This is a genomic window from Streptococcus sanguinis, assembly GCA_013378335.1.
Taxonomy (GTDB): domain Bacteria; phylum Bacillota; class Bacilli; order Lactobacillales; family Streptococcaceae; genus Streptococcus; species Streptococcus sanguinis_I.
Genome location: CP040556.1, coordinates 2,067,180 through 2,091,038, shown reverse-complemented (window position 1 = coordinate 2,091,038; position 23,859 = coordinate 2,067,180). Strand labels below are relative to the sequence as shown.

The 23,859-nt window shown below is 42.0% G+C and carries 21 protein-coding genes, 1 tRNA gene and 3 pseudogenes; 20 read left to right on the top strand and 5 right to left on the bottom strand.

The genetic code is table 11. The annotated features are described in order from the left end of the window. The first annotated feature begins 135 nt into the window (after nt 1-135). From FFV08_10670 to FFV08_10620, 11 genes and pseudogenes are all read left to right on the top strand, one after another. Entirely contained in the window at nt 136-573 is a 438-nt protein-coding gene (locus FFV08_10670) for a PTS fructose transporter subunit IIA (GenBank protein QLB53012.1), read from the top strand. 43 nt (nt 574-616) lie between these two features. After that, nucleotides 617-1,111 (top strand): PTS sugar transporter subunit IIB, encoded by a 495-nt coding sequence (locus FFV08_10665; GenBank protein ID QLB53011.1) that lies wholly within the window; start codon nt 617-619, stop codon nt 1,109-1,111. 27 nt (nt 1,112-1,138) lie between these two features. Further along, on the top strand, nt 1,139-1,984 hold the full coding sequence (locus FFV08_10660) for a PTS sugar transporter subunit IIC (GenBank protein ID QLB53010.1): 846 nt from the start codon (nt 1,139-1,141) through the stop codon (nt 1,982-1,984). A gap of 1 nt (nt 1,985) precedes the next feature. Beyond that, nucleotides 1,986-2,822: a PTS system mannose/fructose/sorbose family transporter subunit IID gene (locus FFV08_10655; protein ID QLB53009.1), complete on the top strand. Its 837-nt coding sequence runs from the start codon at nt 1,986-1,988 to the stop codon at nt 2,820-2,822. A 90-nt stretch (nt 2,823-2,912) separates the two neighbouring features. Next, entirely contained in the window at nt 2,913-3,203 is a 291-nt protein-coding gene (locus FFV08_10650) for a DUF202 domain-containing protein (protein QLB53008.1), read from the top strand. 208 nt (nt 3,204-3,411) lie between these two features. Beyond that, on the top strand, nt 3,412-3,693 hold the full coding sequence (locus FFV08_10645; GenBank protein QLB53007.1) for a co-chaperone GroES: 282 nt from the start codon (nt 3,412-3,414) through the stop codon (nt 3,691-3,693). A 23-nt stretch (nt 3,694-3,716) separates the two neighbouring features. Continuing rightward, nucleotides 3,717-5,339, top strand: a complete 1,623-nt coding sequence (gene groL / locus FFV08_10640; protein ID QLB53006.1) for a chaperonin GroEL — start codon at nt 3,717-3,719, stop codon at nt 5,337-5,339. 396 nt (nt 5,340-5,735) lie between these two features. Next, nucleotides 5,736-7,595 carry a Cna B-type domain-containing protein gene (locus FFV08_10635; protein QLB53005.1) on the top strand — a complete coding sequence of 620 codons (1,860 nt, stop codon included), beginning with the start codon at nt 5,736-5,738 and terminating at the stop codon, nt 7,593-7,595. Nucleotides 7,596-7,600: 5 nt separating this feature from the next. Then, nucleotides 7,601-7,666 (top strand): annotated as a pseudogene (locus FFV08_10630) (NUDIX hydrolase). A gap of 793 nt (nt 7,667-8,459) precedes the next feature. Then, entirely contained in the window at nt 8,460-9,596 is a 1,137-nt protein-coding gene (locus FFV08_10625; GenBank protein QLB53004.1) for a hypothetical protein, read from the top strand. Between the two features lie 483 nt (nt 9,597-10,079). Beyond that, nucleotides 10,080-11,474 (top strand): IS1182 family transposase, encoded by a 1,395-nt coding sequence (locus tag FFV08_10620; GenBank protein QLB53003.1) that lies wholly within the window; start codon nt 10,080-10,082, stop codon nt 11,472-11,474. A gap of 99 nt (nt 11,475-11,573) precedes the next feature. Here the strand turns inward: FFV08_10620 and FFV08_10615 are convergent, their stop codons facing one another. Together FFV08_10615 and FFV08_10610 are read right to left on the bottom strand one after the other, a co-directional pair. After that, nucleotides 11,574-12,719: a low temperature requirement protein A gene (locus FFV08_10615; protein ID QLB53002.1), complete on the bottom strand. Its 1,146-nt coding sequence runs from the start codon at nt 12,717-12,719 to the stop codon at nt 11,574-11,576. Nucleotides 12,720-13,032: 313 nt separating this feature from the next. Beyond that, complete coding sequence (locus tag FFV08_10610; GenBank protein ID QLB53001.1) at nt 13,033-13,542, bottom strand: helix-turn-helix transcriptional regulator; 510 nt, start codon at nt 13,540-13,542, stop codon at nt 13,033-13,035. Nucleotides 13,543-13,749: 207 nt separating this feature from the next. Here FFV08_10610 and FFV08_10605 point away from each other — a divergent pair, with 207 nt between their 5' ends. The 4 genes and pseudogenes from FFV08_10605 to FFV08_10590 all read left to right on the top strand — a co-directional run bounded on the left by FFV08_10605 (nt 13,750) and on the right by FFV08_10590 (nt 16,296). Continuing rightward, a complete protein-coding gene (locus FFV08_10605) occupies nt 13,750-13,932 on the top strand; it encodes a hypothetical protein (protein ID QLB53000.1) in 183 nt (60 codons plus the stop codon). A 45-nt stretch (nt 13,933-13,977) separates the two neighbouring features. Next, nucleotides 13,978-14,955, top strand: a complete 978-nt coding sequence (locus tag FFV08_10600) for a replication initiation factor domain-containing protein (GenBank protein ID QLB52999.1) — start codon at nt 13,978-13,980, stop codon at nt 14,953-14,955. Between the two features lie 11 nt (nt 14,956-14,966). Continuing rightward, complete coding sequence (locus tag FFV08_10595) at nt 14,967-15,155, top strand: DUF3173 domain-containing protein (protein QLB52998.1); 189 nt, start codon at nt 14,967-14,969, stop codon at nt 15,153-15,155. A gap of 1 nt (nt 15,156) precedes the next feature. Then, nucleotides 15,157-16,296 (top strand): annotated as a pseudogene (locus FFV08_10590) (site-specific integrase). 86 nt (nt 16,297-16,382) lie between these two features. On the opposite strand, the gene FFV08_10585 reads toward FFV08_10590, so the two are convergent. Continuing rightward, nucleotides 16,383-16,455, bottom strand: a tRNA-Lys gene (locus tag FFV08_10585). Between the two features lie 265 nt (nt 16,456-16,720). Continuing rightward, nucleotides 16,721-17,988: pseudogene (locus FFV08_10580) on the bottom strand (replication-associated recombination protein A). Between the two features lie 87 nt (nt 17,989-18,075). On the opposite strand from FFV08_10580, the gene FFV08_10575 reads away from it, so the two are divergent. The 5 genes from FFV08_10575 (at nt 18,076) to FFV08_10555 (ending at nt 21,325) form a co-directional block, all read left to right on the top strand. Then, nucleotides 18,076-18,546, top strand: coding sequence for a DUF3013 family protein (locus FFV08_10575; protein QLB52997.1), 471 nt, complete (start codon nt 18,076-18,078; stop codon nt 18,544-18,546). 9 nt (nt 18,547-18,555) lie between these two features. After that, nucleotides 18,556-19,008, top strand: coding sequence for an NUDIX domain-containing protein (locus FFV08_10570; GenBank protein QLB52996.1), 453 nt, complete (start codon nt 18,556-18,558; stop codon nt 19,006-19,008). Then, nucleotides 19,005-19,475 carry a GNAT family N-acetyltransferase gene (locus FFV08_10565; GenBank protein ID QLB52995.1) on the top strand — a complete coding sequence of 157 codons (471 nt, stop codon included), beginning with the start codon at nt 19,005-19,007 and terminating at the stop codon, nt 19,473-19,475. The genes FFV08_10570 and FFV08_10565 overlap by 4 nt, the downstream gene beginning before the upstream one ends. A 140-nt stretch (nt 19,476-19,615) precedes the next feature. Next, the gene (locus FFV08_10560; GenBank protein QLB52994.1) at nt 19,616-20,572 is read left to right on the top strand and encodes a 50S ribosomal protein L11 methyltransferase; all 957 of its coding nucleotides are present in this window, start codon (nt 19,616-19,618) and stop codon (nt 20,570-20,572) included. Next, the gene (locus FFV08_10555) at nt 20,573-21,325 is read left to right on the top strand and encodes a 16S rRNA (uracil(1498)-N(3))-methyltransferase (GenBank protein QLB52993.1); all 753 of its coding nucleotides are present in this window, start codon (nt 20,573-20,575) and stop codon (nt 21,323-21,325) included. It abuts the gene before it with no gap. Nucleotides 21,326-21,368: 43 nt separating this feature from the next. Here the strand turns inward: FFV08_10555 and FFV08_10550 are convergent, their stop codons facing one another. Beyond that, nucleotides 21,369-23,780 carry a bifunctional 2',3'-cyclic-nucleotide 2'-phosphodiesterase/3'-nucleotidase gene (locus FFV08_10550; protein QLB52992.1) on the bottom strand — a complete coding sequence of 804 codons (2,412 nt, stop codon included), beginning with the start codon at nt 23,778-23,780 and terminating at the stop codon, nt 21,369-21,371. Nucleotides 23,781-23,859 lie beyond the last annotated feature (79 nt).

Below are 23,859 nucleotides of genomic sequence, written 5' to 3'. Positions count from 1 at the left end.
AATGTCATCTGGGCAAAGTGACATTTGACAATATGAAATCGGTTTCAAAATTTGTAAAATAAAATCATCAATAAATCCTTCGTCATCTAAAGCCTGACTGGGCTAAGAGCTAGAAGGATAAAGGAGGCAGGAAAGATGAAATACCTTGTACTGGTCAGCCATGGGGGACTGGCTGCAGGCGTGCAGAGTTCCTTGAAGATGTTTGCTGGAGACAAGACGGATCAGGTGATTGCGGTTGGTCTTCAGGAAGGCAAGTCAGTTGATGATTTTGCAGTTGATTTTACTCAGGCCTTGGCTGGCTTAAGCGCTGATGACAGTGTTTTAGTTCTGGCTGATATTGTAGGAGGCAGTCCTCTGACGACAGCAGCTAGCGTCTTAGCTGGTATGGGTAAGCTCGACTCAGCAGTTATCTTGGGAGGTTTGAACCTGACCATGGGACTGACTGGCTTGGTTATGAAAGACATCTTGGACGGAAAAGAGCTGGCTCAGGCTATCCTTTCCGAAGCCACAGCTGCTTTGCAGGAATTTGAAGTCGTAAGTGATGCAGCTGACGAAGATGAAGACGATATTTAGTGCTTCCACCATACATTATAAAAGATAAAAGGAGATTTTAAAGATGACAGTATCATTTGTACGGATTGACGACCGCATGATCCACGGTCAAACAGTCACTCGCTGGGCTAAGGAATACCCTTGTGATGGCTTGATTGCAGTTAATAATGCAGCAGCAGGAAACAAGGTTTTGATTCAGGCCTACAAGGGAGCTTCTGATAAGAAGACTTTTGTTTGGACCAAGGAAGCTTTCAAGGAAAAATCAAGCAAGGTCACAGAGTCAGACAGCCGCTATTTCCTCATTACAAAAAATCCTGTGGACATGAAGGAAATCCTAGTGGACCAAGGTTTTGTACCTGGGGATGTTAAGGAAATCATCGTCGGTCCTGCTAATGACCGTCCGGGAGCTATTAAACTTGGGAATAACCAGTCCATCACCCAGGAAGAGGCTGAAGCGATTGAGGCAATCGAAAAAGCTGGCTACAAAGTCAAATTCCAGCTCTTGCCTGATGTTTCAATCGGTTACTGGAGCGATTTCAAGTCTAAATTTGGTTTTTAATTACAATAATGAAAAGGAGAGTCTATTATGACAATTTCTTGGCTGCAAGCCGCTTTACTGGGTCTTTTTGCTAGTTTAGCTTCTATGCCTGGTATGGGTGGTTCTAGTATTGGTAACTACACTCTGGGACGTCCACTGGTCGGAGGTTTGATTAGCGGCTTGATTCTTGGAGATCTAAAAACAGGGATTATGGTTGGGGTAGCCCTTCAGGTCCTCTACATCGCTCTGGTAACACCAGGTGGAACAGTTTCCGCTGACGTGCGGGCGATCTCTTACATTGGGATTCCTCTCGCAATCTTGTTTGTTCACTCTAAAGGAATCACGTCTGAATCTGCTATCGCTGCAGCAGCTGCACCAATCGGAGCAGCAGTTGGTACTATCGGTACAGTTCTCTTCTATGGAACAGCAACTACAAACTTGCTTTGGCAGCACATTGGCTGGAAAGCCGTTGAAAAAGGCGAATTCAAAAAGCTTTACGCTGTTGACTGGGTCTATCCTTGGATTTCCCACTTTGTCTTCTCTTTCCTTCCAACCATGATCATCACGAAGTTTGGTCCGAATATGGTTGAACTGATGAAAACCCACCTGCCAATGGATGGCTTCATCATGAAATCCCTCTTTACAGTCGGAGCTCTTCTCCCATGTGTCGGTATTGCCATTCTCTTGAAACAAATCGTTACCAAGGCTGCTGACTTTATCCCATTCTTTGTGGGCTTCACCTTGGCTAAGTCACTTGGTCTTAATTTGGTTGCCAGTGCAGTTGTTTCATTGATTTTTGCAGTAATTTACTATGAATTGGAAGTAATCAAATCAGCTCGTGTAACCGCGCCGGCTGGTGGGGCTGACTTTGATGACGATGAGGAGGATATCTAGGATGGCTGAAAGAAAGAAAATAACTAAAAAGACTTTAGCGAAATCATTCCACCATTGGTACTATGGTCATTTGACTTGCTTCTCTCAAGAGCACATGCAGACTTTCGGCTACTTGACCTCTATGCTGCCAATCGTGGAAGAACTCTACAAAGACAAAGCAGAGCAGAAAGAAGCTATGCAGACCTATACGGCTTTCTTCAATACAGAACCTCAGCTCGGAGCTTTGGTAGTGGGGATTACAGCTGGTTTGGAAGAAGCGCGTGCCAATGGTGACGCTGTTGATGGAGAAACTATCAATGGTATGCGTGCCGGTCTCATGGGACCTATCGCAGGTATCGGTGACTCTTTAGTAGTTGGAACTTTGATTCCAGTTCTGTTGGGGATTGCCCTTGGCCTCTCGAAAGGCGGAAATCCTATCGGGGCTCTCTTCTACATCCTTGTCTGGAATGTTCTCATTTATGGCGGTATGCGCTTTGCCTATTTCAAAGGCTATGAATTAGGAGACAAGGCGGTAGAATTCCTTGTAGGGCCTAAAGGACAGGCCCTTCGTAAGGCAATCAGTGTCATTGGTGGTATGGTTATCGGGGCAGTTGCTGCAACTTGGGTATCTGTAACGACTTCATTAGAGCTGAAAAATGCTGATGGCGAATCCTTCCTGAAGCTACAAGAAAGAATTGACGGTGTTTATCCAGGTCTCTTAACAGCTGGCTTTATTACCCTTTGCTGGTGGCTGATGGCTAAGAAAAAAATGTCACCAAACCTCGTTATGCTCCTCTTGGTTGTCATTGCTTTGATTGGTGTAGCGCTTGGCATCTTTGACCCTCAACTGAAATATTAATTCGTACACAAGTTTCAGACTGGCAGTAAGTCCGATATGCTGCCAGTCTAGTATCAAGTTGTTTGACTAAAATAAAGAACGGAGAAGATCATGACAGAACAAGAATTGATTCAAGGCTATGAAACAGAAATACACTACCAGAAGCATATGATTGAAAATCTAGGACGCTGGTTCAGTCTCTTCTTTGCCATTGCCAGCATTGGTCTTGTTCTGATTTATCTCTTTCATGAGACAAATCTCCTAGCACTGATTGCAGGAATTGTCCTAGCTCTACTTGGTATCTTAGCCATGCTTTTGTTTGGCTATGGTATCTATAGAGGACGCCTAAATCTGCAAAAAGTGATTGATGATTTTGAAGCAAAACTAAAACTTGCAAGATAGACATCCCCCCCTAAAGACAAGTCTGAGAGGATTTTAGCTCGGACTTGTTTTTTCATTGACTTTAGGAGGCAGTGAAGAAAAAAATAAAATTTTTCTTTCATCTAGCCGGTTTTTTTCTTGACTATTTCTGACCAAGTGATAAAATAATAACTATAGATTAGCACTCGATAGCTTAGAGTGCTAAAAATTCAATCTTTGGAGGAAAGCTATGTTAAAACCATTAGGAGACCGTGTGGTCTTGAAAGTAGAAGAAAAAGAGCAGAAAGTTGGCGGATTTGTCATTGCAGGCAACGGCCAAGCAGCGACTAAGACTGCAGAAGTTGTCGCAGTCGGTCAAGGCATTCGTACTTTGAACGGTGAGCTGGTAGCCCTGAGCGTTAAGGAAGGGGACAAGGTTCTCGTAGAAAATCACGCAGGCGTAGAAGTTAAGGACGGAGATGAAGCTTATCTCTTAGTCAGTGAAGCCAATATTCTAGCAGTTGTCGAGTAAGATTAGAAGAGAGGGATAATAAAATGGCAAAAGATATTAAATTTTCAGCAGATGCAAGAAGCAGTATGGTTCGTGGTGTTGACATCTTAGCAAATACTGTCAAGGTGACTTTGGGTCCTAAAGGCCGCAATGTCGTTTTGGAAAAATCCTTTGGCTCACCCCTCATCACCAATGACGGTGTAACCATTGCCAAGGAAATCGAACTGGAAGACCATTTTGAAAACATGGGCGCTAAGCTGGTTTCAGAAGTTGCTTCAAAGACCAACGATATCGCTGGTGATGGAACAACGACAGCAACTGTTTTGACACAGGCTATCGTCCGCGAGGGGATTAAAAATGTTACAGCTGGAGCTAATCCAATTGGTATCCGTCGCGGGATTGAAGCAGCCGTTGCAACAGCTGTTGAAGCCCTGAGGTCTAACTCAGTACCAGTTTCTAACAAGGAAGCTATTGCTCAGGTTGCTGCCGTATCTTCTCGCAGCGAGAAAGTCGGTGAGTATATCTCTGAAGCCATGGAAAAAGTTGGCAACGACGGTGTCATTACTATTGAAGAGTCCAAAGGGATGGAAACGGAGCTGGATGTAGTTGAAGGAATGCAGTTTGACCGCGGCTACTTGTCTCAGTACATGGTAACCGACAATGAAAAAATGGTAGCCGAACTGGACAATCCTTACATCCTGATTACAGATAAGAAAATCTCTAACATTCAGGAAATCCTGCCATTACTGGAAAACATTTTGAAAACCAACCGTCCGCTCTTGATCGTTGCAGATGATGTGGACGGAGAAGCTCTGCCAACGCTGGTTCTTAACAAGATTCGCGGAACCTTTAATGTCGTAGCTGTCAAGGCACCAGGCTTTGGCGATCGTCGTAAGGCTATGTTGGAAGACATTGCTATCTTGACAGGCGGTACAGTGATTACAGATGACCTTGGTCTAGAGCTCAAAGACGCAACGATTGAAGCGCTTGGACAAGCTTCTAAAGTCACTGTTGATAAGGATAGCACTGTGATTGTGGAAGGCTCCGGCAATCCAGAAGCCATTGCTAACCGTGTGGCTGTTATCAAATCTCAAATTGAAAGCAGCACTTCTGAGTTTGACCGTGAAAAACTGCAAGAGCGCCTAGCTAAATTGTCCGGTGGTGTAGCTGTGATTAAGGTTGGAGCTGCAACCGAAACAGAACTCAAAGAAATGAAACTCCGCATCGAAGATGCCCTTAATGCAACTCGTGCAGCGGTAGAAGAAGGAATCGTATCCGGTGGTGGTACGGCCTATATCAACGTACTGGACGCTGTCGCAGGTCTGGAATTAGCTGGTGATGAAGCGACTGGTCGTAACATCGTTCTCCGCGCCTTGGAAGAGCCTGTTCGTCAAATCGCTTTGAATGCAGGCTTTGAAGGCTCAATCGTCATTGATCGTCTGAAAAACTCTGAAGCTGGTACAGGCTTTAATGCCGCGACTGGTGAATGGGTTAACATGATTGAGGCTGGAATCATTGACCCAGTTAAGGTGACCCGTTCAGCCTTGCAAAATGCCGCTTCTGTTGCCAGTCTTATCTTGACAACCGAAGCAGTAGTGGCTAATCAACCAGAACCAGCTAGCCCAGCTCCAGCTATGGATCCAGGCATGATGGGCGGTATGATGTAGACCACAGTCACAAAACGCTAAATGATAAAAATAGAAAATTGCCCCAGTCTGATGGCGACCGGGGCAATTTTTTGTTAATCTTTCTACATCGGCTAAATACGTTTGAAGGATTTGCTCTTAGCTTTTTAAATTATCTTTATAAATATACTTTAAAATTCCAGCAAAACCCGGAAATAATTGTAGTTTTCATATATAAAAACAGGCAAAAACTTAAATATATTAGAAGAAGTTGACAATTTGTATACTAATTCCGAACTTTGTACAAAAATACGGTCTAATATTTGACTTATATAAAATCCTATGATAGGCTAATATATGTAGTACACCAGAAAAGTAAGCTGGATTTAATCTAATTTCAACATTTTTGGTAAAAAAGTAATATTGGAGGGATTATTTATGAAAAAAATATCTCATACTATTGCACGCTTTTTCTCAGTAGCCTTTGTGCTCCTCTTTAGCCTGTTTTCTAGCAGTCAATCTGCCAGAGCTAACACGGTAGATGATGTTATCACATCAATCAATGTCTACAATCAGAAGGGTGAAGAACTGACTGACGGCCTTTCCCCTTGGGAAAAATTTCAAATTGACGCAAACTTTGCCTTCAATTACGGCAAGGTTCAGCCAGGAGATACTACTACCATTGGACTTCCTGTTGAGTTTGCCTTGGAGGGAGCTGATTTTGAAGTCAAAGATGATGATGGCAATCTCGTAGCTACAGCTGTAGTTGATGCAAACTCTAAGCAGCTTACACTGACTTATACAGACTATGTCTTGACTCGCTCTCGGATTGAAGGAAAGGTTCATCTTTTAGCTCGTGTTGACCATAATGTGGTTCGAGAAAAAGGCTCAATTCCTCTGAAACTTATCGTTGGCAAGAAGATCATTGAGTATGGGAAAATCGACTACAAAGGTCTTCCTGGCCAAGCAACTCCTTATACTTTCGTAAAATACGGCTGGAATAATGCGGATAATATCAAGAGCATTACTTACAGCCTGAATATTAACCAACAAAATCAGGAACTGGATAATGTTGTTATTTCAGATACTCTGGGCTTTAATACCGGAGAAATAGATCTCAACAGCTTCCAAATCCTTAAAGGCTCATGGGTTGTTGACCCAGCTGATAACTCTTACCGACTAAGTCAGCAGCGCGAGGATGTGACAGGAAACTACACGATTAATCTTGCGGCTGACAAGCGCTCCTTTACCATTAACATGGGACATATCGGTGCTAATGAAGGCTTCTATGTCCGCTACCGTGTTAACTTCCCAACAATCCCGGCTGACGGAACTGTCTTCCCGAATGATGCTATCTTGCGAGCAGATAATATTGAAGAGCAAAAATCTTCGGTTGCTGTCCGCTACCAACGTGCAAACGGCTATGCACATGGGGAGGTCTATGGTGTACAGGTGACTAAGAAAGATGAAGCTGGTAAACCTTTGGCAGGTGCTGAATTTACATTGTACGATGAGGACGGTGTAACAATTGTTCAAAAAGCAACTAGCGATGCTAATGGGATTGCTTCTTTCAGCAACTTGATTAAAGAGCATTATCTGATTAAGGAAACCAAGGCACCAGCAGGCTACCAACTGTCAGATGAAGAGATTCAGGTCAATGCCGCTCAGCTCAAGAATTATGGTTCTGGTATTATTTACAAAGACTTTACCAACCGTCAGGCCTTGATTACCGCTTCAGGTACCAAGACTTGGAATGACGACAATGATAAAGATGGCAAACGTCCAGACAAGATTACGGTTCGTCTCTATGCTAACGGTGTTGAAGTCGCTTCTAAGGAGGTCGGCCCAAATGCGCAGGGCGAGTGGAAGTATGACTTTACTGACTTGCCAGCGACCGGCGCAGATGGAAAAGATATTGTCTACTCAGTTACTGAAGACCGTGTTTATGGTTATACATCTACTGTTGATGGTATGAACATTATCAATACACCAGTTCCAGGAGTTCCAAGACCACCGAAACCTGGCTCAGACAATAGCTCTAAGTCTAGCAGCAGCAGTAGTAGTAGTTCTTCTAGCTCAAGTAGCAGCAGCACGACTTATAGCTCAAGCAGCAGTACAGGTGGCACCGTTATTATCAGCGACTCAGACAATGGTAGTGGCGGAGGAAATGCTTCTGATGCTGGAACCAAGAAAGTTCTCCCTAAGACTGGTGAGAATGCTAGCTGGATTATGATTGCGGCTGGAGTAGCTCTGGTAGGCTTGGTAGGCTTCATTGCCTTCCGTGCGAAGAAGAAATAAATTTTGAGAGTGGGACAGAAATCGATAATTCGTTAGAATTCGATTTCGTCGTCCCACCTCCGCACAGTTGAGTAGGGCTGTAAAAGCTGATGAAATCAGCGTAACAGAGTCCACTCAACCACTGCGTCTTGCTTGACAATCCAAAGACAATTGAGGAGGCTGGGACAAAAGTCCGACCTCAAATATAAAAAGCGAACAAAACTAGTTTTTTGGCAATCAGAATTCTAATTTGTTCGCTTTTCGCATTTAATTATAGATTTGAAGGGCTAAATAATTAAGATTTTTAAAAATTGAAATCTTTTTGTCCCAAACTCCTTTTTATCGGCAAAATCTAGACCAACAATAGTTTTTTTAGAAAGTAGGAACAAACAAGCTTTGTTTTACAATCGGTCATTATCTTGTATTCTTTTATTAATCAATACTATGATATTCCGTAATATAGTTGTTTTAAAATAAAAAGCAACTAAGATGTTTCCTAGAACAGATTAGTTGCTCAGAACTACGGGGAAAGCTGCTTGGATATGCAAGCGTGAGGCACATCAAAACTTGATATATATAATCTTTCTTAATTCCTAAACCAAAAAATTTATAAGACATCCTTAGGAATATGCTCGGTGTGTGATCATCTTTATCAAGTTTTCGTCAAACTTATTTTACTTCAGTCTTCTCTCGTAGTTTTTGCTATGCAATGCCCCCTCCTTTCTTGTGTCAAAAGGAAGGGGATTTTTTTGTGTGGAAATGATATAGAGGATTATATGTATGCGTTTTCATTTATCTTCTTTTCTGTTATACTTGTACTAGAAACCTGAGGAAAAGATTCACTCAATTTGAGGAACAATCATTTGGAATAAGGAGATATAAAAAATGTCAGAGGAGCTATTGAAAGAGACTGTTATTGAACTAAGTATTGCGGATAATTGGGAAGAGGCAAAAATGGAGTGGACAAAAGCAGAACTTGTAAAAATTGATGCTGATAGAAAGCAAAGTTGTTTATGCGGTCATAAAAGCCTCAAGAAAGTATTTTCTATTACTAGGAATGATGGCTCTGGGATAGAGCTTTCTCCAATCGGTTCTTCCTGTATTGAAAAGTTTGAAAATGAAGAACTAACTAAAAGTATAAAGAGGGCAGAAAAAACTTATAAATTAAAGAAGAATCTAAAGTTTGAAGATCTTCGTGAAGTGATGGATGAAGAGATGTTGGAAGATTTTTATAGTAGGGGGTATTTTAAAGAGGATAAAGAAAATGAGTTTAATCCATGGAACGATTATATTCTTTTTAAAATGGCTTTAAGCAGAAAAAATGAGGAACGTCAGTTGGCTTATAATAAGATTGAGCGTATCATTTATGTCATAAATGATTATCTTCATCCAGAACTCAATGAAATATTTGATATTGAAAGTTACAAAGAAAAATTGAAACAGTGGAGAGAGGAGGCGAAACAAGAGGAGCGGGAGGCTGAAAAGAGGGATAGAATTGCTAAACAAAAAGAAGAAGAGAGGGATAGAATTGCTAAACAAAAAGAAGAAGAGAGGCTTGCTCGGTTGCGGGAAAAAGAGGAAATTGAACGGCAAAATAAGTTAGAAGAGGAGAGGAAATTAGAGGAGGAGCGGCTCCAAAGAGAAGAGGAGCTAAAACAGCAAAAACGGAAGAACCTTTATGAAAGCTATGAAGAATTAAAAAAATGGCTACAACAACAAGGGAACAGTATAAGAAGCGAATATGAAGAAAAGCTAAGTAATTTAACAGATCTTGCTGAAAAAGTAAAGGTATTAAATGATCTAAAACAAACGCAATTGAAGCAGTTCAAAGAAGAAGCAAAGAAAGATGAAGAGCTGGTATTAGAGGTATTAGAAATGAGAAAAAAGGTAAAGGCTCTATATTCAGTCACTCCCAGAGCTAGGAGATGCTTGGAATATCTAGATGCTAATGTACATACAAATAAAGGACACTTGATCTATATGACAAGGTTTTTAAAAGAGATAGAGGAAGGGAAACTGTGATGTACATTTTAAAATCGAGAAAGATTCAAATAAACAATAAAAGTACAAGCAAAAAAGCCTTTTAAATCAAGGGCTTTTTTCTCTATATTTCTATGCCCCCTGCATGGATTTGTAAGAACTTTTCATATTGAAAATAAACAAAAATGTTGAAATATAGCTGATTTTAGGGAAATACTTTTAGGTGTTTTCAATGTCAGGATTTAAAAATGGGGCAAAAGTGGGGCAAAAACGAATGACTCGTATTTTGTTTGAAAACCTATAATACCTAATGATTATGCTATTCTAGATATATAGTTTTGTTATAAATAAATGTCAGTGCGAGATCAAATTGGAGGATAAAATGGAAAAACAAATTAATGAAAAAAAAGCCTTGGTTCCCAAGGCTTCAGATTGAAGACAAAGTCCTAAGAACAGAAGTTTCTAAGGGCTTTTCTTTTTGTAAAGTCGTATAATAGAGGTAAGAACAGTTGTGAGGTGCTCCCTATGTTTCACAAAGAAAAATCTGATTATAATCGCTGCCAATATGGCTTCTATACGATAGACGAATTGGTCCCAGAAGATCACTTTCTTCGCCAATTGGAAGCGGAGGTTGATTTTGACTTTATCTATGACTTGGTTGAAGAAACCTATAGCCCAGATCAGGGTCGTCCCAGTCTAGATCCCGTCATGTTGGTCAAAATTCCTTTGATTCAATGTTTTTATGGCATTCGCTCCATGCGCCAAACCATTAAAGACATAGAAGTAAACGTAGCTTATCGTTGGTTTCTTGGACTAAGCTTGGATGACAAGGTGCCTCATTTTACCACATATGGAAAGAATTACAGCCGTCGTTTTCAAGATAAAGCACTGATTACTGAGATATTTTCACACGTACTCCATCAAGCTTTATGTGCTGGTTTGATTGATCCTTCTGAGATATTTGTGGATGGAACCCATATTAAAGCGGCAGCCAACAGCCACAAGTATCATAAGGAAATGGTTGCCCAACAAGCTACATTTATGAGTGAGCAATTGGAAGTTGAGATTGATTTAGATAGGAGAAAACACGAAAAAAAGCCCTTAAAGCCCGCAAAAGAAAGCGAGGCTAAGGAAAAGAAAATCTCAAGGACAGATCCTGAGAGTGGTTGGTTCCACAAGGGGGAACACAAGGAAGTCTTTGCCTATTCTGCCCAAGTAGCGTGTGATAAGCATGGTTGGGCCTTGGCTTATACGGTTGAAGCAGGAAATGTTCATGATAGTCAGGCTTTCCCTGCCCTTTTTGCCAAGATTGAGCCTTTTCATCCAACCTATCTCATCGCAGATGCAGGTTATAAAACCCCAAGTATTGCAAAATTTTTGTTAGACAGAGAGATTACCCCTGTCTTCCCTTATACCCGCCCCAAGGGTGTAAAAGGGAACTTAAGGCCCAATGATTTTGTTTATGATTCCTATTATGACTGTTACCTCTGTCCAGAGAACCAAGTGTTAACCTATCGCACGACGACCCGAGCAGGCTACCGTGAGTATAAGAGTGATTCAACAGTATGTGTCGCCTGTCCCCTATTATCTGTTTGTACCCAGAGCCAGAATCAGCAGAAAGTCATCACAAGACATGTATGGAAAGATGCGCTTGAATGTTGTGAAGAGATTCGACACCAAAGAGGGATGAAGGAGCTCTATAAGAAGCGCAAAGAAACCATTGAGCGGCTCTTTGGGACAGCTAAAGAATACCACAACCTCCGTTATACAAGAGAGAAAGGCAAGTCCAAGATGGAAGATAAGGTTGGGCTTACTTTGGCGTGTTTGAATCTCAAAAAACTAGTAAAAATGAGGGTGGGGAAGCCTTTTTATTTTGTTCAAATGACCATTATGCTATCAAAAGATGAAATCAAAAGATGAAATTTTAGCCTGACAAACAGAAAAAGACAAACACTATTTGGAATGTTTGTCTACGGTCTGAAGCCTTGGTTCCCAAGGCTTTTTAATGTTATAAACTCATTAAAATAATCCCCAGTTAGATTTGGAATATTTTTTATTCTGTGTCATATAAAAATAAATAAAATGAATGGCTATAGCTAGAGCTAAAATGGTTGTTATACTCACTACTATTATAGGATTAGAAGCAAAGATTAAAGAGAGAATCAAGGCAGCCAGATAGAGTGTCGCTTGGACACAGTAGTAACTTTTCGAATAGCGAAGATAGTGTTTGTTATGGGGCCCATTTACTAGGACAGCAGCTTGAAAGAGGCCAAATCCGATATAAGAGAAGCTGGTTGCAAAGAGACGATTAGCTTCAGGATTCTGAAGAAAGCCCATCGATACAGTCATCATCATAAGTCCAATGAAAATAGGATAGTGACTGTAAATTAGAAATAGCCCCTTTTGATTAGATTTTTGATCAATAGCATGGTCGAATTGACCAAAATAAAACAAGAACAGAGAAATCATAATAATGAAATAAAGAACCGAATAAATCGAGAAATTCTCGATTGTAAAGAGGTTAGCTAGCTCCGTAATCATCTCTCCAAACGTAATAATGACAAGAAGGGAGATGCGCTCGATTAAATGGGGGAGATTTACCTGGTAATGCTTACCTTTATTAAGCAAGATACTTGGCATAATAAATGTTAGCAGAATACTAGCAAATAAGATATAGACTCTAACGTAAATAGGAAGAAGAGCTGCTAGGTAGACTCCTAAACTTCCTAGACCTGTTATCCATAGAAAACCTTTGATACTTTCCCGATTAACATCATCGGTTGATTTTCTAAAAAATTCAACCAAATATTGAAAAAATAAGGTAAGGGTTAATGTACCAATAGCCCAACAGAGATAATGAAAATATTGTTGCCAATCAGGTCCAATCATATTGGCTATAAAGAGTAAAATTCCCATTTTGATAAACATGATTACTATGTTAAATAAAGAGTTCTTTCCATAGCGATTGGTATAATCGGTTTGAATCATCCAGGAATCGATGAGAACCAAAGTAGCAATGAAAAAATCAAGGAAAGAATTCCAAGTCAAAATACCGTTATGAAGATGGTCAATTAAAGTAGTTACTTTTGAAATTGCAAAAACAAAAACTAAGTCATAAAAAAGTTCTGAAAATTCTACACGTTTATGTTTAATAAGAGTTGTCATCTTAAGACCTTTCTATTTTAGAAGTACAATTTATTATAACAGAAAATGGTAATGAGAGAAAAGGAGATGCTTAAATAACTTTATGTGGCGCGAATTGTAAAAACCTTGGACACATTTACCTCATGTACCAACTTACAGGCGGAGTGTTTGATGATTGGTAATAAAGAATGGGTGTTGAAACATTCAAGTTATTATCATACTGAGAAAGATGGAACAACAAAACGAGTTGAGTTCAATGCAACTAAGCAACCGGAAGAACTGAAGAATAAGATTATACAATAGAAAAAGCGAGCCTAAAACTCGCTTTTTTTATTTAATCTAATAGCTCCTTATTTTCAATTAAGAGTTCTAGTGGAGATTTATCTCTTGCTTCAATAAAACCAGGTTCATATTGGGTATGAAGTGTTCTTTTCTGAGAAGTTGGATCAATATACAACTCTTTTCCATCTTCTGTGTATAGTTGGTTGCCTCTTGTTAGGTAAAGTAAATCCTCTAAGTACTGTCCATCAGTATGTAGGAAATGCTCGATGTATTTAACAGCTTTTAAGATTTCACTTACTTTATCAGAGTATTCATTCGATTCAAGAACACTCTTTTCTAACTCAATCTCTTTACTCGTTCCAAAGAGTTGGGTTGGAGTTGCATTAAAATATTCTGCTATCTTATCCAAATTTGCAAAGGTAGGATAGCTTTTTTGTTTTTCGTAATCAGAGATGGACTGTTTACCGATTCCTAAATCTTCAGCTAGTTGAGTTTGGCTTACTCCTTTTTCTATGCGTAGTCGTGCCAAATTGGGTCCAAAATTTTGAATAATAAAGGTCATGGGAAACTCCTATTTTTATTTTTAACTTATTTTATCACCTATAAACTTACAAATCAAGTTTTTAGTTGACTAATTAAAATATTTTTTATAAAATATATTTATAACTTATAAATAAGTTATAAATAATACAAAATAGCTCGTAAGTTTAGGATTGGTGAGTGGGGAGGAAGTTGAGGACGAGACTATGACTTATGACTATTCGAAGCCTTGGAGCTAGAAATTGTGTGGACAAGGACAAGGGACGAGCCTGACGGGAAGTCAGGCGAAGTCCTGCAGACTGCCGTCCAGACAATTTCTAGCCAAGCAAAAGCTGGCTATTCTAACAGCCAGCAAAAAGGTACACTTAGGGCAACGCCCAAAGAACGACGGAACGAGCAAACGTTGATTTGACGGTGTTTCTGAGGCCTAAAAAATCTAAAAGAAGGGGGGACAATTTTGTTGGTTTCTATACAAGATTTAAGAAGCATTCAAGAACGATGTGATGTGGGAGAATTAGTACAGCGGTTCGATGTCAGTATTGATAGATTAACGGTTATCTGGGATACAGACACTGGTTCCCTAAGACGAATTTTCAAAAATCTGAAACAGGCAATAAGTGCAAAAGTTGACTCATTTGAAATACATGATAACGTACGAGATGATGTCTTTACTTTAGCTAAATATTTTAATGAGTATGATTCAATCAATATTATATTTTTCCAATTAGCCATTTATGGAGGTGAACAATTGATTCGAATTGATTTCAATCCTAATACTTTAAAAGAATTTGATGGAATGAAAGTATGGAGGCAATTAATGTACTTTGCCAGATTGAATTCATTGACGGTACGTTTGTCTCGTTTTGATTTGGCATTTGACATTTTCAACAGGCCTGAGATCGTTAATTTGCAACATATTAAAGGTGGTGTTACCCATAAGGTCTTCTATGGTCGAGGGGGCGAATTAGAGACGAAATATTGGGGTTCTAGCGGTAGTAATGTACAAGTTAGGTTATATGATAAGAATAAAGAAATCATTGCTCACAAGCGAGAAGAGAAGCTAGATTTGGATGTAAATCCGTTTTGGTGGAGACTGGAGTTCCAACTCAGAACCAAAGCGATTGGTGAGGAGATGGTCCAAGATATTATGAATCGACTTGATAATTTCGGATTTTATAAGCTAGAACATATTCGAGTGGATCAAAGAGCATTTACAATTATCTTTCTCAACAATCCTGAACTGTTATCATTGGCTTTTCCAAATTTAAAATCAGACAGCATCAAAAAGAAAAAAACAAGAGTCCGCAAACTATTGAGAGAAGAAACGAACCAATTTGCGGAAGAATTAAAAGAAGTATTAATACAGAATCTCCCTAAATTAAATGCAGAATTACAACTACTTATAGGCGAGTTTCTGAATTTAGAAAATAAATAAGGAGGATAACTATGGATCATAATTTAATTAGTAACAAAGAATTAATTGAAATGGGCTATCGCCCTCATACAGCGAATGATATCATTCATCAGGCAAGAGAATTACTTGTATCACGAGGCTATACATTTTATAATCGCAAACGTTTGATGGTTGTTCCAAAAAGTGTTGTAAATGAGATTCTAGGAACAGAGGTGGCGTAATATGGCAAGTGTTCGTTATCGAAAGCGAGGAGATAGTAATTTATGGACCTATGAAATTCGTAGCGAGGGAAAAACTGTTGCTCATAATAGTGGTTTTAAAACAAAAAAACTTGCAGAGTCAGAAGCTGAACCGATTCTGCAAGAACTTCGTTTAGGGAAAAGAATTTCTAGAGATATTTCTCTTGTAGATCTGTATCAAGAATGGCTTGAACTAAAAATTCTACCGAGTAGTAGATCGGAAGAGACAAAGAAAAAATATCTTCTCCGTAAAAACACAATTGAAAGATTATTTGGAAATAAAAAAGTCACTCAAATTCGTGCGAGTGAATACCAAAGAATTATGAATAAGTATGGACAAACAGTTGGTAGAAATTTTCTTGGTAGATTGAATACTGGGATTCATCAGAGCATCCAAATGGCAATTGCCGACAAAGTTCTAATAGATGATTTTACACAACATGTCGAGTTATTTTCATCCAAAGAACAACAGATGACAGAAGAGAAATATTTACATACAGAAAAGGACTATCTGGATTTACTTTTAGCAGTAAAGAGAAAATTTGATTACCAACGTTCAATTGTTCCTTATATCGTCTATTTTCTATTAAAAACAGGCATGAGGTTTGGAGAGTGAATAGCGTTAACTTGGAATGAAGTTGATTTTGACAGAGGACTGCTAAAAACATATAGGAGGTTTAATACCCTTTCTCATAAATTTGTCCCTCCCAAAAATAAAACGTCTATTCGGATGGTACCGATAGACGAAGAATGTATTAAGATATTTCAATTCCTAAAAATTGAACAAGAGAAAGCTAATAAAGAGCTAGGAATCAAGAATAGGTATAAAATGATTTTTCAGCATTATGGATATATTCACTTGGTACCAGACATTGCAAGTGTCAATAAAGCTTTGAGTGTTCTTTTAAATGAATTAGATATTTATCCAATTATCACGACAAAAGGAGCACGTCATACCTATGGAAGTTACCTCTGGCACAAAGGTTTTGACCTTGGAGTTATTGCAAAAATTCTAGGGCATAGAGATATTTCAATGTTAGTAGAAGTATATGGACACACTTTAGAGGAGAAAATTTTTGAGGAATTTAATCAAATCAGAGATGTCTGGAAAGATTGCTCATAAAAAAATGTGGGGCAAATGATGGGGCAAATCAGTTATAGACAAGCAAAAAAGCCTTGTAAACCAAGGCTTCTTCCTGTTGATTTAGATGCCCCCTGCAGGGATCGAACCTGCGACCCACGGATTAAGAGTCCGCTGCTCTGCCAGCTGAGCTAAGGAGGCAATAGAAAAAGCTGTATTGGTGCCGGACCTTCACGATTTGTATTGAACCCGCGCAATTAAGCAGGTGGGCAACTCGCTCTAACTGAAGCTGCTTCCGCGTGACACGGCTTGCATGCTGTTAGAAGTCTTTTGTTTCCCTAATAATACAAAAAATAGTCGGTCAACACTTAAGTGTGAAGTCGTACACCACAGCGTTTCTATAATTATGATACCATAAATTTTGAAAAATTCAAGAGAAAAATGTGATTTTTTGCAAACGATGTCATCATTTTTTTAAGTCATCAATCTTATCCTTGGTCATTCCAAGGGCTCGCTCGTATTTGCCATTCTCATTAGGAGTGAAATAATTGGCGTCTTTTATCTTGTCGGGCAGATAGTCCTGCTTGACCCAATTGCCAGGATAGGAGTGAGGGTAGAGATAGTCCTGTGCGTTGCCTAATTCCTTGCTGCCGGCATAGTGGCCATCTCGTAAGTGTCGGGGATGGGCAGATTTCCATTCTTTCGTAAGTCAGCTAAGGCCTTGTCCATGGCCAGATAGGCTGAGTTGGACTTGGGAGATAGGGCCAGATCGATAACAATATTGGCAATGAGGATACGGGCTTCAGGAAAACCGATCCGCTGAGCTGCTTCCAGAGCTGTAACGGTATGAACTTGAGCATCTGGATTTGCCAGACCAATATCCTCGTAAGCGATAACGGTCAAGCGTCGAGCTAGGCTAGGAAGATCTCCTGCCTCAACGAGCCGAGCTGCGTAGTGGAGGCTAGCATTGACATCGGAGCCACGGATGGACTTCTGCAGGGCAGAGAGGACATCGTAATGGCCATCCCCGTCCTTATCCATGGTGATGTAGCTCTTTTGCAGGCTGTTTTCCATGACATCAAGCGTGATGTGGCGGATGCCCTTGTCATCTTCTGGAGTAGAGAGTACGGCTAAATCCAGCGAGTTATAGGCAGAGCGCAGGTCTCCGTTGGTAGAGATAGCAATGAAATCCAGAGCCTCATCGTCTAGCTCCACTGGAAAATCAAATCCTCGTTCCTTATCCGTCAAGGCTAGCTGGATGGCTGTCCGGATGTCGTCGTTGCTGAGGGGCTCAAGCTCAAATATCTGAACCCGGCTTCGAATAGCGGGAGTGACAGAAAAGAAAGGATTTTCTGTCGTCGCTCCAATCATGATGACCAGACCGCTTTCTAATAGCGGCAGTAGGAAGTCTTGTTTTGTTTTATCTAAGCGGTGAATCTCATCCAGCAGGAGAACCAGACCGCCGGAAAATTTAGCCTCCTCAGCGATTTCTTGCAGGCGCTTCTTGCTATCTACGGTGGCGTTAAAGGTCCGAAAGGCATATTTAGTTGTGCCGGCAATAGCCGAGGCAATAGAGGTCTTGCCGATGCCGGGTGGTCCGTAGAGAATCATCGAGGACAGGCGGTTGGCTTCAACCATGCGCCGGATGATTTTCCCGGGTCCGACCAGATGTTGCTGGCCGATGATCTGATCAATGTCAGTAGGCCGCATGCTCAGGGCTAGGTTTTCTGGCATAAGATTTCCTTTCTGCAAGTGTTTTTCTTGGATTTTTGTGTTACTATTGTAGATAGTAATATTTTATCACAATGAAAAGAGGAAATCATGGCTAAGTACGGTTTTTTGGAGATATTGGACGAGGAAATGGGGAAGAACTTTCCTTTTGACTATGAGATAAACTGGGACAAGAAGAATCACGCAGTGGAAGTGGACTTTTTACTTGAGGTGCAAAATCCGGGCGGGGTTGAAACTGTTGATGCTGAGGGCAATGCCTCGGCTGAAGATATTTACTTTGAGGAAGCCGTGCTTTTCTATAATCCAATCAAGTCTCGTTTTGAGGCTGAGGACTATCTGGCAGCCCTACCCTATGAGCCTAAAAAAGGGCTGTCACGGGAGTTTCTGGCTTATTTCGTGGATTTCCTAACCCAAACAGCTGAGTCTGGTCTCGATGCACTCATGGACTTTTTAGCAGACCCAGAGGCAGCAGAGTTTGAGCTGGCTTGGAATGCTGAGGCTTTTGAAAATGGCAGAGCGGACTTGGCTGAGACGGACTTTTATCCTTATCCGAGGTATTAGGAGGCGCTTATGGCAAATGCAGAAGGACTAGATTTACTGCACAAACAGATGGAATTTTCTGGCTGCAAGATTGCCTTGATCTGTGCTGACAAGCTGCTGACCATCTTGCGAGATGATATTTCAACCATTCCTTGGCCAAATATGTGGGAGCTGCCGGGCGGTGGCCGCGAGGGTGAGGAGACTCCTTTTGAATGCGTCCAACGAGAGGTTTTTGAAGAGCTAGGTTTGAAGCTTGAAGAAGCGGATATTGTCTGGGCTAAGGAATATCAAGGAATGCTTAATCCAGACAAAACCTCTATTTTTATGGTGGGAACCATCACTCAGGAAGAATTTGCCAGCATCGTTTTTGGTGATGAGGGCCAGACTTATCAGCTGATGGATGTGAGCCAATTTTTAGCAGATGAAAAGGTTGTTCCACAGTTGCAGGACAGGTTGAGAGATTATTTGGAGGTGCGAGCATGATTTATATTGAACGGGCGGGAGCTGAGGATTTAGAGACCATTATTGCCATTCAGCGAGCGAGTTTTAAGGCCGTTTATGAGAAATATCAGGATCAATACGACCCCTATCTGGAGGAGCGAGAGCGGATTCGCTGGAAGCTGGTTGAGCGGCCCAATAGTTTTTATTATTTTGTCAAAGACGACGAGAAGATTCTTGGCTTTATTCGCTTGAATACAAATGACGAACAGACAGCAGGCTGGATTGGAACAGTAGCGATTTTGCCAGAGTACCAGAATAAAGGATATGGTTCTGAGGGGCTTGGTCTGATAGAGGAGAAATTCTCCACCGTTATGCAATGGGATTTGTGCACGGTTTTTCAAGATAAAGGCATGGTAGCTTTTTATGAGAAAAACGGCTATCATCAGACCCATACTGAGCCCGAAAAAGAGGGCATGGATATGGTTTACATGACAAAGACAATGAAATAAACAAAGAAAGGATTGTTCAGTTAAATTTCCAAACTGAACACGCCCTAAAAACTGTGGCAAAAAGATAAAGTTCTCTTAGACGCAAACGTCGTCAGAGAATTTCCTATTTTGGCTTTGTGTTTTACGGGCTTGGTATTTTAATGATGGATACTTGGCAGGAATTAACGATTGAAGTGAAGCGTGAGGCGGAGGAAGCAGCCTCGAATATTCTGATTGAGCTGGGCAGTCAGGGTGTGGCTATTGATGACAGCGCAGATTATCTGGGGCAGGTTGACCAGTATGGTGAGCTTTTTCCAGAAGTTGAGCAGAGCAATCGGGTCCGGATTACTGGCTACTACCCGGATTCGGTGGATATAGAGGCCATTGCAGCCCGGGCCAATAAGCGACTGGCTGAGCTGGATGGCTTCGGCTTGGAGACGGGAGATATTCAGCTGACTCGGCAGGAACTGGCTGAGGAAGACTGGGCGGACAATTGGAAGAAGTACTTTGAGCCAGCTCGTATTACCCATGACTTGACTATTGTGCCGTCATGGACTGAGTATGAGGCGACAGCTGGTGAGAAGATCATCAAGCTGGATCCTGGCATGGCCTTTGGGACAGGTACTCACCCAACGACCAAGATGAGTCTTTTTGCGCTGGAGCAGGTCTTGCGGGGCGGAGAAACAGTGCTGGATGTAGGTACAGGCAGCGGTGTCCTCTCCATTGCCAGCTCTCTCTTGGGAGCCAAGGCCATCTACGCCTATGATTTAGACGAGGTAGCTGTTCGCGTGGCGCAGGAAAATATTGAGCTCAATCCAGGTATGGAGAACATTCATGTAGCGCCAGGCAATCTTCTCCGAGGCGTAGAAATCGAGGCGGATGTTATTGTTGCCAATATCTTGGCCGATATTCTCATCCATCTGACTGAGGATGCCTATCGTCTGGTCAAGGATGAGGGCTATCTGATTATGAGTGGAATTATTTCTGAGAAGTGGGAAATGGTGCGCGAGTCAGCAGAAGCAGCAGGATTTTTCCTGGAAACGCATATGATTCAGGGCGAATGGAATGCCTGTGTCTTTAAGAAAACGCAGGACATTTCAGGAGTGATAGGTGGTTAGATGCAGCAGTATTTTATAAAAGGAAATCCTCAGTCCCCTCTGGTGGTCACGGATAAGGACACGGCCAAACACATGTTTTCAGTCATGCGGCTCAAAGATGGCGAACAAGTCACGCTGGTCTTTGATGATGGCGTGAAACGGCTGGCGCAGGTATTGGACCCCAGCCAGCAGAGCTTGGAAATCTTGGAGGAGCTAGCAGACAATACTGAGCTGCCGGTTCAAGTGACCATTGCTTCGGGTTTTCCCAAGGGGGATAAGTTGGAATTTATCACTCAAAAGGCAACGGAGCTAGGATCCAGTGCTATCTGGGCTTTCCCAGCTGACTGGTCAGTTGCCAAGTGGGATGGCAAAAAGCTGGCTAAAAAGAGTGAAAAGCTGGAGAAAATTGCTCAGGGAGCAGCAGAGCAAAGCAAACGCAATCTGATTCCAGAAGTTCGGCTCTTTGATAAAAAGGCAGCCTTTCTGGCGGCCTTGGCAGACTTTGACCGTATCATCGTGGCCTATGAAGAATCGGCTAAAGAAGGAGAAACTGCAGCTCTAGTTCGGGCTCTGTCAGGCTTGGAATCCGGCTCAAAAGTACTCTTTATCTTTGGACCGGAGGGCGGTCTATCGCCAGAGGAAATAGCAGCCTTTGGCCAAGCAGGGGCTGTCTCCGCTGGTCTGGGTCCACGTATCCTGCGGGCTGAAACAGCTCCCCTTTATGCCTTGACGGCAGTCAGTGTTTTGTTGGAATTGAGCAAGGACAGTCTTTAAAAAGCAAAATCAGCAGCCGTTTTGGCTGCTGATTTTTTAATCATTATTGTCTTTCTCGTTTTTTGAAGGCGAAGATTCCTGCAAGTCCGGTCATGACAAGTCCCAAGAGTCCGAGTGAGGACGTCTTTTCTCCAGTTGCTGGGAGGCTTTCTGCTCCTGCTTGTCTGTGGGACGCTTGCTTGTTTGTACTAGGGTCAAGAGCAGTCAAGACAGGGAAGTCTACTTTGCTATGCTGCAGATTGGCTGCTTCGACTGCGATAGTCGGAGAGCTTGGCTGTTCAATAGGAACCGGTTCAGTTTTCGGTGCGACGTAGACGAACTTGTATTCGCCGAATCCTTCTTGGGCAGATGCCGCTAGATAGATGATGTCTCCGTCAGTACCAATCAAGTTCTTGGCCTTATCAGCTGTCAGGAAGCGCAGGTCCAGTCCCTTGATGGTATCAGCGAAATGCCAGTTCTGATCTGCACTTGGATTGATATTTTTGACAGCCAAGATATAGTTGATGATGGCTTGGCGGTTTTCCAGATTGAGCAGACGGTTGAGGCTGGCTTCTCGAACACCAGGGAAGTTACCGTTAGACCGGTAGTTGTTGGTCACGACGATAAATTCCTGATTGGGGTCAATCTCCTTGCCTTGGTATTTCAGATTACGGACCCGGCTGGCATTTGGGTTTGCCAGTTTGCCTTCGCGGTCGTATTTGTTCGGCTGGGTAATGTCAAACTCATAGGTAACACCGTCGATAACATCAAAGTTATAAGTCCGGTAGTTAGTATTGACCAGATTTTGCGGTTGGCTATTGTTTGGGTCAATGGTATTGAATTGGCCAGCTGACATTTCCAACCATTCTTTGAGCTGGGCACCGTTGACCTTGAGGATTGCTGTGACATTATCGTAGAGATAGAGATCTGCTACGTTCTTGATGGCAATAGGACCAGCTGGAATGTCTGTGTAAGCCGTTGCATCCCCACGAGTTCCTGCCTTGAAAGGCGCTGCTGCAGACAGAATAGGAAGGTTGGCTTCAGGCGTGCCAGCCAGCTCTTGCTTAGCATACCAAAGCTGGGCATTGTTGACGATCTGAACGGATGGATCGTCCTTGACCAGAGCGAAGTAGCTGGTAATGGGTGCAGAGGTGGTCCCGACTTGCTGGCGGACGTAGTTGATAGTACCTTCGTGAGATTCTTTGGCAATGTCAATGACGCGCTGATCTGCTACATTAGACTTGGTATCCACCTTGCGGATGGAGCCCTTGCTGTCAGTGACCTTCCATTTACCGTCGGTGTAAGTCAGCTTGAGGTCAATGACGCCCAGATGGTCGCCGTATTTTCCAGCCATAGTTACTGGAGTGCCGTTGATTTTACCGTTGACACCGTCTACGCCAGGGTATTTTTCATAGAAGCCAGTTCCGTTTCCGCTTGGAAATTCTGCGTGGGAGTGGCCGGTTACAACAGCATCCACACCTGGCAGACTGGCGATTTGATAGCCTTCATTTTCCTCGCCTTTTTCATACTTGTCATCTCCGATACCAGAGTGAGAAAGCACCAAAGTGATGTCTGCACCAGCCTTGCGCATCTCAGGAATAATATCTCTAATAGCCTCGACAGAATCGCGAACGACCACTTTTCCTTCTAGGTTTGCCTTATCCCAGTTGAGGATTTGCGGCGGTACAATCCCAGTCACACCAATCTTGACAGTCGTCAAGCGGCCCTGAGTATCCGTAAAGGTTTTTTCGATGATTTTGTAAGGCTGATAAATGAATTTACCAGTCGCTGGATCCAGCACATTGGCATTGACAAGAGGCATGCCTGCTGTCTCGATTACGCGGTTCAGATAGTCCAGACCGTAGTTGAACTCATGGTTGCCTAGCGTACCAGCTTCAAAGCCCAGAGCTTGCAGGGCAGCGTACATAGGGTGCTGCTCGCCTTTCTCCACAGGATCCACAATGGCCTTGTAAGTTCCAAGCGGCGTTCCTTGGATGGTGTCGCCATTATCTACCAAGAGGACGTTTGGATTTTCTTTCTTGGCCTTTTCAATCAGAACTGCTGTTTTAGCCAGTCCCAAGGTCTCCACTGGCTTGTCCTGATAGTAGTCGTAGTTGACCAAGTTGGTATGGAGGTCGGTCGTTGCCAAGATACGAACATCGACAGTCTGTCCCTCCACTGGCTTAGTATCCTCAGTAACCGCTACATTGCGAGCCATAGCCATCAGAGCATCAGTATTTCCACTGGCATTTTCTGGGGAAATAGCAGAGCTAGGATCCGTGCTCTCTGGTGTCGCAGTAGCTTCGGTAGGACTTGCAGCAGTCGTTGGTTTTGCTTCCGCTGCGCTACTTTCTACTGGAGCAGGATTAGCAGTGACAGCTGGAGTATTCTCATCAGCCTGAACAGCATTTACAGCTGCCGCAAGAGCCGCTGCGCTCAAAATCACAACCGTTTTTTGAAGGGATGATTTGGACATAATATCTCCTTTGTTAAAATGAATTTCAGACTTATATTATACTATATTGAAACGCTTTCATCAAGAGAAGAACATAAAT

Coding starts and splice junctions, on each gene's coding strand:
- FFV08_10670 (QLB53012.1), top strand. CDS start 136: ATGAAATACCTTGTACTGGTCAGCCATGGGGGACTGGCTGCAGGCGTG.
- FFV08_10665 (QLB53011.1), top strand. CDS start 617: ATGACAGTATCATTTGTACGGATTGACGACCGCATGATCCACGGTCAA.
- FFV08_10660 (QLB53010.1), top strand. CDS start 1,139: ATGACAATTTCTTGGCTGCAAGCCGCTTTACTGGGTCTTTTTGCTAGT.
- FFV08_10655 (QLB53009.1), top strand. CDS start 1,986: ATGGCTGAAAGAAAGAAAATAACTAAAAAGACTTTAGCGAAATCATTC.
- FFV08_10650 (QLB53008.1), top strand. CDS start 2,913: ATGACAGAACAAGAATTGATTCAAGGCTATGAAACAGAAATACACTAC.
- FFV08_10645 (QLB53007.1), top strand. CDS start 3,412: ATGTTAAAACCATTAGGAGACCGTGTGGTCTTGAAAGTAGAAGAAAAA.
- groL (QLB53006.1), top strand. CDS start 3,717: ATGGCAAAAGATATTAAATTTTCAGCAGATGCAAGAAGCAGTATGGTT.
- FFV08_10635 (QLB53005.1), top strand. CDS start 5,736: ATGAAAAAAATATCTCATACTATTGCACGCTTTTTCTCAGTAGCCTTT.
- FFV08_10625 (QLB53004.1), top strand. CDS start 8,460: ATGTCAGAGGAGCTATTGAAAGAGACTGTTATTGAACTAAGTATTGCG.
- FFV08_10620 (QLB53003.1), top strand. CDS start 10,080: ATGTTTCACAAAGAAAAATCTGATTATAATCGCTGCCAATATGGCTTC.
- FFV08_10615 (QLB53002.1), bottom strand. CDS start 12,719: ATGACAACTCTTATTAAACATAAACGTGTAGAATTTTCAGAACTTTTT.
- FFV08_10610 (QLB53001.1), bottom strand. CDS start 13,542: ATGACCTTTATTATTCAAAATTTTGGACCCAATTTGGCACGACTACGC.
- FFV08_10595 (QLB52998.1), top strand. CDS start 14,967: ATGGATCATAATTTAATTAGTAACAAAGAATTAATTGAAATGGGCTAT.
- FFV08_10575 (QLB52997.1), top strand. CDS start 18,076: ATGGCTAAGTACGGTTTTTTGGAGATATTGGACGAGGAAATGGGGAAG.
- FFV08_10570 (QLB52996.1), top strand. CDS start 18,556: ATGGCAAATGCAGAAGGACTAGATTTACTGCACAAACAGATGGAATTT.
- FFV08_10565 (QLB52995.1), top strand. CDS start 19,005: ATGATTTATATTGAACGGGCGGGAGCTGAGGATTTAGAGACCATTATT.
- FFV08_10560 (QLB52994.1), top strand. CDS start 19,616: ATGATGGATACTTGGCAGGAATTAACGATTGAAGTGAAGCGTGAGGCG.
- FFV08_10555 (QLB52993.1), top strand. CDS start 20,573: ATGCAGCAGTATTTTATAAAAGGAAATCCTCAGTCCCCTCTGGTGGTC.
- FFV08_10550 (QLB52992.1), bottom strand. CDS start 23,780: ATGTCCAAATCATCCCTTCAAAAAACGGTTGTGATTTTGAGCGCAGCG.